This is a genomic window from Acidobacteriota bacterium, from assembly GCA_016196035.1.
In the GTDB taxonomy this organism is placed as follows: domain Bacteria; phylum Acidobacteriota; class Blastocatellia; order RBC074; family RBC074; genus JACPYM01.
The window spans coordinates 1-9,851 of the sequence record JACPYM010000004.1 but is presented as its reverse complement, the minus strand read 5'-3'; the positions used below and the strand labels follow the sequence as shown (position 1 = coordinate 9,851).

General features: G+C 59.7%; 9 protein-coding genes. 8 read left to right on the top strand and 1 reads right to left on the bottom strand.

Annotated elements, in window-relative coordinates; translation table 11 throughout:
- The first annotated feature begins 143 nt into the window (after nt 1-143).
- A complete protein-coding gene (locus HY011_01490; GenBank protein ID MBI3421589.1) occupies nt 144-1,061 on the top strand; it encodes a hypothetical protein in 918 nt (305 codons plus the stop codon).
- Here HY011_01490 and HY011_01485 read toward each other — a convergent pair.
- Entirely contained in the window at nt 1,037-4,294 is a 3,258-nt protein-coding gene (locus HY011_01485; GenBank protein ID MBI3421588.1) for a CHAT domain-containing protein, read from the bottom strand. The two genes, HY011_01490 and HY011_01485, sit on opposite strands and share 25 nt — an antisense overlap.
- 408 nt (nt 4,295-4,702) lie before the next feature.
- On the opposite strand from HY011_01485, the gene HY011_01480 reads away from it, so the two are divergent.
- The 7 genes from HY011_01480 to HY011_01450 all read left to right on the top strand — a co-directional run bounded on the left by HY011_01480 (nt 4,703) and on the right by HY011_01450 (nt 9,588).
- Nucleotides 4,703-5,389, top strand: a complete 687-nt coding sequence (locus HY011_01480) for a Crp/Fnr family transcriptional regulator (protein ID MBI3421587.1) — start codon at nt 4,703-4,705, stop codon at nt 5,387-5,389.
- 422 nt (nt 5,390-5,811) lie between these two features.
- On the top strand, nt 5,812-6,471 hold the full coding sequence (locus HY011_01475; GenBank protein ID MBI3421586.1) for a hypothetical protein: 660 nt from the start codon (nt 5,812-5,814) through the stop codon (nt 6,469-6,471).
- Between the two features lie 36 nt (nt 6,472-6,507).
- Nucleotides 6,508-6,897, top strand: coding sequence for an SET domain-containing protein (locus HY011_01470; protein ID MBI3421585.1), 390 nt, complete (start codon nt 6,508-6,510; stop codon nt 6,895-6,897).
- Complete coding sequence (locus HY011_01465) at nt 6,894-7,232, top strand: transporter (GenBank protein MBI3421584.1); 339 nt, start codon at nt 6,894-6,896, stop codon at nt 7,230-7,232. Before HY011_01470 ends, HY011_01465 begins: the two co-directional genes overlap by 4 nt.
- Nucleotides 7,233-7,344: 112 nt before the next feature.
- Nucleotides 7,345-8,211 carry a 50S ribosomal protein L11 methyltransferase gene (locus tag HY011_01460; protein MBI3421583.1) on the top strand — a complete coding sequence of 289 codons (867 nt, stop codon included), beginning with the start codon at nt 7,345-7,347 and terminating at the stop codon, nt 8,209-8,211.
- Between the two features lie 11 nt (nt 8,212-8,222).
- The gene (locus HY011_01455) at nt 8,223-8,708 is read left to right on the top strand and encodes a hypothetical protein (GenBank protein MBI3421582.1); all 486 of its coding nucleotides are present in this window, start codon (nt 8,223-8,225) and stop codon (nt 8,706-8,708) included.
- Between the two features lie 178 nt (nt 8,709-8,886).
- Nucleotides 8,887-9,588, top strand: coding sequence for a class I SAM-dependent methyltransferase (locus HY011_01450; GenBank protein MBI3421581.1), 702 nt, complete (start codon nt 8,887-8,889; stop codon nt 9,586-9,588).
- Nucleotides 9,589-9,851 lie beyond the last annotated feature (263 nt).

The following is a 9,851-nucleotide window of genomic DNA, read 5'->3' as shown; positions in this document are numbered from 1 at the left end:
GGCTGCACCCATCCGCCAGACTTGACGCGCCGCTTGCTGACGCGCGCGGTACTATCCCGCTGCGCGGCTTTTGCCCTACATCGAAGTAAAAACCGATCTAAGCACGGCAACAGACCGCCGGTTTTCCGCACTGAGAAGATGAAATGACAGTTCACGACAACGCGGAGCGCACCATCATCAATTACTTGCTGGGCGGCCTGACCGAGGAGGAAGAGGCGTGCTTTGAAGACAGCTATTTCAACGATGACGCCCAGTTCGAGCAGTTGCGCGGCGTGAAGCAGGAGCTGGTTGATGCTTACGTGCGCGGTCATCTGGACGTGCCTACGCGGGAACGCTTCGAGCGCCATTTTTTAGGCTCAGCCGCAGGCCGGCAACAAGTCGCCTTTGCCCAGGCCCTGCGGCAGAACCTCAACGCACGCGCAGCCGCTGATACCGTAACCGCGCGCCCCTGGCTGGCAGGCTGGCGCGAGCGCTGGTCGTCTTACAATTGGCTTTTGGCGGCAGCAGCCACCGCGCTCGTGCTGATTTCAGCGCTGGGCTGGTTTTACCGTGAAAATCGCCGCTTGCGGCAGGAACTGGCGCAGGTGCAAAACACACAAGCCGAGAGCGCGCGTCAAATGGCCGCACTGCAACAGGCACTGGCGCAAGTGCAAGCCCAACCCACGGCCACACCTGCTGTCACCCCACCCACGCCTGGCCCCAAAGCCTCGACACAACCAAAACCTGTTGCCATTCCCGCCCTCGTCTTATTGCCGTTCGGACGCTCCAATGATGTGCCGGAAGTGCGCGTTCCGGCAGCGGCCCCGCGCTTGCCCATACAACTCACGCTCAATTTCGATCCCGGCGCTACGGCTTGCACAGCGGTGTTGCGCGGCTTGAATGGCGCGGTCGTCGCGCGCCATAGCAAGTTGCGCGCGCGCAAGAGTGGCGACGCGCTCGCCGTCATCTGGACGCTCGCCGCCGCCGCACTGCCACCCGGCGAATATGAAGTCACGCTCACCGGCCAAGCTGCCGGGCAACAGTTGAAACAATCCGGTTACCGCTTCCGTGTCGTGCGCTGAGCCACCAGACTGGCCGCGCGCTCCCCTTTCAAATTGGCCCATTCGCCCAGTTGGATAAAGCCTGCCCAGAAATACGGATTGCGCCGCGCCCGGTCAGGCCCCGTCAGCATTTGCAATTGCACCTGCCGCAAGGCCGCCGCGCGCCCCACCTCGGCGCGCAATTTGCCGTAATACGCGCTCATCAAATCTTTCGTCACGTCGTCGTCAACTTTCCATAAACTGGTCAATTGCGCCTCGGCCCCGGCCAGCACCAGCGCGCGCCGCAAGCCATAAACGCCCTCGCCGTTGTGGACTTCGCCCAGGCCGGTTTCGCAAGCCGAAAGCACGACCAGTTTGGTGCCCCACAGATCGAGGGCGGCGGCTTCATAAGCGGTGAAGATGCCGTCTTCCCTGTCATTGGCGCCGCTCTTGCGCTGATTCGCGCCGGCCATTGCGAGCCAGGCGCGCAACAGCGGATTCTCGACACTGCCTTCCTTTTTCTGATCTTCCAAAAAGACCCCGTGCGTTGCGATGTGCAAAAGCTGCGGACGATGCACCTGTTTGAGTGCGCCCTCGGTCGCCTGTTTGTCCAGGAAGAGTTGCGCCTGCGGCCACAGACGTTTGATCGCTTGCGCTTCCGCGCCCGCGCTCGGCAGGGGTTCAAAACGTCCAAGCGCCGCCACGCCCCGGCTCAGCTTTCCGCCCCGCCCGTCATCCGCGACCGTTGCGGACGGGGCCGCCACTTGCCCGCTGCCGTCATCGAAATCGGGCGCGGCAAACACCAGCACATCCGCATTGCTGTCGTGCCTGGTCTGCAAGCGCAACAAATCGCGCCCGCTGGTCAGATAGATGAATTGATAATCGCGCACCAGTTCGCGGCCCCGTTCATCAATCAGCGCGGCAAACGGCAACAGGTTGAGCGCGCCATCCGGGGCGAGGAAGACTTGCCGCACCTTGCCCAACTGGGCACGCACGCGCTGCATCACCAGCGCATCCACTTGGCGCGCCAGCTTGCGCGCGTCTGGCAGTGGTTGGGTGTTGGCTGATCCTTCTTTTGGGGCCAGCGCCGCGCGCCAGGCGGTCAGCGCGCGCTCAATCGTTTCAGCTTTCCCCAGCAAGGCCCAGCGCAACGTGCCATCGGGTAGCAGGATGTAGGCGGCATACTGATACTCAAACCTGTCTCTGTGTTTTTCATCAATGGATTTGAAGCGGGTGAATTCCACCAAGGCCGTCCGCGCTGGCAAGGCAGCCTGCACGGCTTGCAAGGTGACTGGTTGTGTACTCGTGCGGAACTCGCGGCTGCGCGCGCTTAACACGGCTTGCAGCTTTTCGATCTCTTCGTTGACCTGCCGCACCTGCGCCAAATAGTTCTCGCGGGTGCGCGCCTCAGCGCCGCGTGTCGTCAGGGCGGAAAGCTGCGCCAGTTTGTCGGAAAGTTGGTTGAATAACTGTGCGCCTTCGCTACCGGCGCGTTGCCGCAACAGGCGGATCATCGCGCCCATCTCATCCAAGACCCGCCCTTTGCGGCGTAATACGGTTTGGAAGGCCAGTTGCAGCGCTGGCGCCTGTTTCGGCAGCAGGCGCGTATGCAACGACAGCGTGTCATCCACCTCAGCAGCGAATTTTTCCAGATAGCGCAACTTCTGATTCTCAGAACCGGCCAGCAGATTGCGGCTCAAGCTGTACTCGCTGATGTCTGCGGCGCGTTGTTGTTCAAGCAACGCTTCACTGATCCGGTCTTGCGCCAGACAAAGTGCCATCAAATCACTGTGCGCTTCGAAAACATAAGGATGATTCGACCCTAAGGATTGCTCGTAACTGCCCAGCGCGCGCCGGATGAGTTGCTCGGCTTTTGCATAGTCGCCCCTGGCTTGGTAAAGCTTGCCCCAATCCCGCCAGACGACGCCCAGCCGCCAATCGTTCGCACCGTATATCTTTTCGCTGATCTGCTGCGCACGCTGATAAGTGGCCGCAGCTTCATCATACTTTTGCTGGGCGCACAGCACCTTCGCCAATCCAAGCAATGAGGTGGCGACTTCGGTGTGATCGCTCCCTAGCACTTTCTCACGCAACAAAATCGCGCGCCGATTTAGTTGTGCGGCGCTTTCAAATAGCTGTTGTTCAAAATCCAATCTTCCCAACACCGTTAGCAAATCCGCCGCGTAGGTAGATTCAGCGCCCCATTGTTTCTCATAGATGGGCAGCGCGCGCTGCAAGAAAGACCTGGCGCGCTCATAGTTCCCCATATCCAGATTCAATTCTCCCAGGTGCCGCAAAATTGAGCCTAACACCGGACTGCCGGGAAAGTACTTTTCGCCGCTCGCTGCCGCACCTTCCCAGACCAGCGTCGCCTCTGCATATTCGCCTTGCGTCGCGAGCGTCTCACCTAAGTTATTCCATAAATCATAGGTGGAGTAACTAACCGGCCCGAGTGTTTTGGTCGTGATTGCCAGCGCCTGCCGAAACAGTATTTCGGCTTGCGTAAATTCACTTAAAGCCCGGTGCAGTGCCGCCACGCCCATCATAATATGCGCCATCCGCATATCATCCGGGGCGAGCAGTTGCGCACGTATCCGCATAGCTCGCTCGAATGACTGCTTGGCCTCAATCTCCTTCCCTTGATTCCAATCAGAATTGGCTAGGGCTATTAACCCATCGGCAACATCGAGATGGTCACGGCCCAGTGCGGCTTCCTGGATCGCCAAAATGCGCTTACTCGTAATTTCAAGTGCCACGAGATCGCCTTTGAAAAAGAGCAAGCGCCACAGCAGCTTGAGTGGCTCGACCAATTCAAGACCGCTGCTGCCATAAACCCGCTCATAACGCGCTACAGATTGTTCGCTTAAAGTTTTCGCCTCTTCCCATTTTTGCTGGCGACCCAGCCTGAATGCCTCGAGCTGCAAACGGTCGGCCTCGACCAGCAAGCGGTCTTCCGGCGTCGCAATTTGTTGTTTCACGCATTTGATTTTATAGGTGCTGTGGAGTTCTTTGTGCCCTCTGGCTACGACTTCCAGTTTGTAAGCGCCGCTTTGCTCCGCAATGGCTGAGACCATTTCAATCTGCCCGTCTTCAGTCTGTAATTTGACAGTCACGAGCAAGTTGCCCGCCGGATCGAACAAGCGCAATTCGACACTGATCCAGTACTGAAAGACTTCGACCCGGATGTATTGACCCGCTTCCAGCTTGAGCCGATAGCTGTGGCTTTCGCCGCCCGCCATTTGACGTTCGAGTGACTGCCCCAGACTCAGCGCCACTGGCTCTTCAACGCCTTGCCTGGCTGGCGCGGAAGAGCGGGCGGCAGCGGGAAACCCGGTCAGCCCGAACAAGAAAGCGCTTACAAAAAGAATTGATCCCACGCGTCGGCAAAGATGCTGAGACATAAGTCCCTCCCCAAAGTTGGTTGAAAGCGAATGGTCGTTGTTACAGCTTCTGTGGCACCACGGCTGTGGCACGGGCACTCTAGCGGAAGCCTGCACCCGCGCCAAGCCAGCCCCAAAAATAATCTGAAATTTTCTTGCAGCACTCGTCACGTTTCGCGCACTACGAGATGTACCGGCAGGCACCGCTCAAACTTGACCGCGACGGCGGGCAGGCTGTGGGTGCGGTGTGTCCGTTGCCGCCGCCGCGCTGCGGGCAGCGGGCACAACAACCAGAACCAAGCGATGAAACAACCGCCCAAATCCGCCACCGCCAAGCCATTCGACCGCCACGGCGCGCCGCAACATTACCCGCCCGGCATCGCGCTGCTGCGGCAGGGCGTGGCGGTGCGCGAGCTTTATGTGCTGCAGCACGGGCTGGTGAAACTGGTGCACACGGCGGCCAGTGGGCGCGAATGCCTGCTCGGGTTGCGCATGGCGGGCGCCTGGCTCGGCACGGCAGCGGCGGTGTTGCACGTGCCCGCGCCCTGTTCGGCCTTCACGTTGACCGACTGCGCCATCTATCGCCTGCCGGTGGCCGCGTATCCGGACTGGTTCAAAACCGACGCCGATTTCGCCTGGCAACGGCACGCCGCCGTGTGCCGCGAGTTGACCCAGCAAATGCAGCACACCGCCGATTTGGTTTGCGCTTCGGCGCGCCAGCGGTTGGAACAAGTGCTTTGGCAAATGGCGCGTGAATTGGCGGCGTTTGGCGGTGGGAAAGCCGGCAAGCCCGCCAGCAAACCGGCTGACAAACCACGCCACACGCGGTTGCAATTGCCCTTGCAACAACAGGAACTCGCCGCGCTGATCGCGGTGACGCCCGCGCACCTGAGCCGTTTGTTCAAAGAACTGGAGCATGCCGGACTGTTGCGCCGCGACAACGGCTGGGTGGTGCTGCCCGCGCCCGACCGGCTCTGGCACGCACGCTAAATCTGAATACGCAACCTGCGGAAAGCGCTTTTCACCACGAAGACGCTAAGTTGTTCGACAAGCTGCCAGCTTGTCGCGGCTTGGATCTCAAACCGAAACGAGTCAGCCACGATGTTGGCTTGCAGCGTCTTCGTTGTTCCCACAGGGTGTGGGCCAAAAGTCCGACAAGCTGGCAGCTTGCCGAACATACAAGAGACGAAGAGCAAGAAGGAGGAGAAGCAAGAGGAAGAGGCTGGCTTCGTTACTTCGTGGTTTCAATTGTCCCGGTGTTATGCGGCTCAATTTAGCAGAGCCGCCGCCCGGTGTCCTTGATGTAGATCAAGAACCGGCTTGACCTAGATCAATGACAGCGCGCGCCGCGCCGCTTTAGCATATGCCGCCCCAATTGACCGTAACGCCATTGTCACGCCAAAGGGGAACGTATGCCGATCTCAACAAAGCTGATTTGCGGCGGCTGGCTGCTGGCCGTTTGCCAAGTATGTGCGTGGGCACAAACCGCCGCCGACACGACTGGCAACGTCGTGTCGCCGTCAACACAGACGAGTTTCTTCTTTGAAGTTGAACGCCTCGCCACCCGGCGTGACGCGCCGTTCACGCAATTCACGCTGGTCGTGAACCGCAGCCTGGCACGCGCGCCGCGTTATTCCTGGCAGCTTGCGGCGGATGGTTGGGCCGGGGGCGCGGAACCATACGTGTCAGCGCGCTTGGACGCCTGCCGGCGTGTGGCGCGCGAAGCCCACACCGTTCAGACCTGCGGCGGGCTGGGCGTTTATCACGATGTGCGCGCGGGCGGCGTCTCGCCCGTGGCGGCAATCAGCGCGGATGGTGAATGGTGGCGCGGACGTGTGAGCAGCTACGCGCTGTTTGAACGCGCCTTCACCGCGCCGACGTTCACCTATTACCAAACCGAGGCGGTCGTCGCACTGCGGCGCTGGCGGCGCGCAAAAGTTTCAGCAGGCGTCCTCAGCCGCACGATTCAGCACCTCGGCGGCAAGCTAGCCGTCGAGGTGGTGGGGCACACGCAGGTTTTTGTGACGGCGGGCAGTGGGCGGGCGACGGTGGGGATGAGCTTGCGGTTTTGAGTTACCGCACCAGCCAGACGCAGAAAGAGACAAACAATGCTATTGGTGAAAGCACAAGCAGGCAAGAGCGCAATTCACGGGATTGGTCTCATCGCGCATGAGTTCATTCCAGCAGGCACGCGCGTGTGGGCCTTTCAACCGGGTTTCGATTTGGTGTTCACCGTTGAGCAATTGACGGCGCTCTCCGCCACGGCGCAAGCGCAAGTGCGGCATTACGCGTTTTTTGACGCAGCGCGGCGCGTTTACGTGCTCTCCAGCGACGACGACCGATTTACGAATCACGCCGACGACCCGAATACGCAGGAAGAAGGCGGCTATGACAGTTACGCCATCCGTGACATTCAGGCGGGCGAAGAGATTACGTGGTGCTATCGCGGTTGGGGCGAACTCGACTTTTTGCCAAGTCGAGTAGAGGTGCAGCCGTGAGCCAGTCCGTCCGCTCGCTCCTCGTGGTGCTAGGTATGGCGTTGTTTACCACCGTGGGAGATTACTGTTTGAAACGAGCCAGTCAAAAATCATTGCTCGCCAATCCGTGGCTGCTTGGCGGCTGGTTGATCTATGGAACGACGGCGATGGGCTGGGCCTGGGCAATGCGGCATTTGAAGCTGGCGACGATTGGCGCTGTTTATTCGATTTCGATGGTGTTGCTAATGGCGTTGTTGGGCTTGCTGGCATTCCGGGAAACACTCAATCGCACTGAGATTGCCGGTCTCTTATGCGCCTTGATTTCGATTGTGTTGCTGGCGCGCTTTACAGAATGAGGTAGGAGCGGAATGTGACAGATGCCGCTCCTACCGGAGCTTGGGGAAATAACCGATCGCCAAAGCTATAAACATCCGGCTCCTACGGAGCCAAAGCGAGAGATGAGCAAAGATGAATTCCAAATCACACAACCAAACAAGCGCCGACGGCTGGGCCTTCAGTTCGATTGATGTGGTCGGCATGTGTCTGCTTGACCGGGAGCGGTCGGAAGCGTTTGACCGCGCCATCCGCGGCGTCGTCGCCCCGCATCACACCGTGCTGGATGCGGGCACGGGCGCGGGCTTGCTGGCGCTGTTTGCCGCGCGGGCCGGGGCGCGGCGCGTGATCGCGCTCGAATACGACCCCTACATCGCGGCTGTCGCGCGCGCCAACATTCGCCGCAACGGTTTTGCGCACGTCATCGAAGTCATCGAGGCCGATGCGCGCGCGTATCAGTTCGCCGCCGGGACGCATTTCGATGTTGTGCTGGCCGAGATGCTGACGACCGGCTGCATTGACGAATACCAAGTGCAGGCCGTCAACAATCTGCACCGGCAAGGTGTGGTCTCGCCCCGCACGCTTTTTGTGCCGGAACAGCAACTGACTTTTGCCACGCTCGCACAGACGCGGTTCGAGTTGTACGACCTGCACTTCCCGATGGTGCGGCATCAATGGAAATGGTTCGACCGCCTCACGTTTCAGCCGCTCAGCGAGCGGTGTTTATTGAATGGTCTCAGCTTTGCAGGGGGGGGGCAGGATGAAGCCTTTTCCGTCACGCTGTCTTATGCCGCCGTTGCTGACGGGTTGGTCAACAGTCTCTATCTCACCAGTGTTTCCGTGCTCACGCCGGAAATCAGTTTGCACGACACGCACGCCCTGAACGGCCCGGTCATTGTGCCGCTGGCCGAACGGCTGGTGCGCGCGGGCGAGCAGGTTTGTTTGCGGATCAGTTATCGCTTCGGCGGCGGGTTTGCACAGTTTTCGGCGGAGTATGTTTGAGGAGTCGGCTGATGAAACAAATCGAAGAAGTGTTGAAGCATCTCGCAGAGGTCGTTGAAAAGCCCCACCCGGCGTTCGGCGATCTGCCTGTCTGCCCCTTTGCCTACAAGGCAAGAGTTGATGGCCGGATCAAATTCGTGGTGCAGGAATTGGATGAGCGGGTGCTGGTTTGCGCGCGCTGGTTCATGACGCAACAGGAGTTCGAAATTCTGGTGATCATCCACCCAACGCGCGACGGTATTTCCTTACAACGGCTGGCTGAGTTGGCAAAACTGGTCAACGACGAACTGCCCGAGTGCGGCGCGTTCACCGCCCACCCCGAGCACGACCTTTGTATTGGCGGGGTATACACCCGGCGCGAGCCGTATCCGAGCATTCAATTCATCGCCAGAGCGCACGCCCGCCAAGCGTCGGACATGTTGAAGAAGACCCGGTACTACGAACTGTGGACGGAGGAAAACCTGAAAGAAGTGGGCGTGTCTGTGGCAAGACATTAAAGGCACTGGCTGCTTTTAGCTCCAGCGGAGCGGGATGTTTATAGCTACGCGAGATGTAGTTACCCCAAGCTCCAGCGGAGCGACATCCGCACATTCCGCTCCGCTGGAGCTTGGGGGCCAATACGAACTCCAATCTATAAACATCCCGCGCCGCTGGCGCTTATGAAAGGTAAGAACGATGGACACCAAAACAAACAACACAGACCAACTCATCGAAGCCGACATCGTGCGCACGCTCGAAAGCATCGGCTTCCCGGCCTCGCCGCAGGTCTGGCGTGAAGCCGCGCCCGCCATTGACCCGGATGGACAGACGTTGCGCCTGCTCGGCCATCCGGTGATGGAGCGCTGGGAAGAACCCTACATGCAAAAACTCGCCGCGCTGGCGACGGCCAAAGCAGTTGGCGGGACGGTGTTGGAACTCGGTTTTGGCATGGGCATCTCGGCGCGCTTCATCCAGCAGCACGCGCCCGCGCACCACGTCATTATCGAGATGAACAAGGCCATTGCCGAAACGGCGCGCGCCTTCGCTCGTCAACAGGCCAACCCGGTGACGATCCTCGAAGGCACTTGGCAAGAGATCGCCCCGCTGCTGGCCGGCGCGTGTTATCAGGGCATCCTCTTCGACACCTATCCGACCTCGGAAGCGGATATTTTCAGGACGTTCACGCCGTTTCTCGCACAGGCGCACCGGCTGCTCGCGCCGGGCGGGGTGTTGACCTATTTCTCTGACGAGGCGACGTGGTTTAGCGCTGAGCATCTGGCCGCGTTGCGCGCCGCCGGGTTCAGCAAAATCAACGGCGAGTTGGTGCCAGTCACGCCGCCGCCCGACTGTTTGTATTGGCGGCAACCGACGATTCTCGCGCCCGTCATTGAGAAGTGAACAAAACCTGGGTACGCACCGCTTCCAGCGTGCGGGCATGGCAGTAGACCGGCTGATGCTGAAAGGAAACCCTCCGGCATTGGTCCGTCTGCCGCCGAGTCCGCACGCTGGAAGCGCTGCGTGGCTTTGCACAAACCGCTCAATTTGCATAAGTCGTTCAAGGTTTGCACAAATCGGTTAGTTACATTGCCTTATTTTGCAAGGCGATATGAGTCCCCGATTTGTGCAAAAATCCGAGTTGCACAAATCGGGGACTGTTTTCG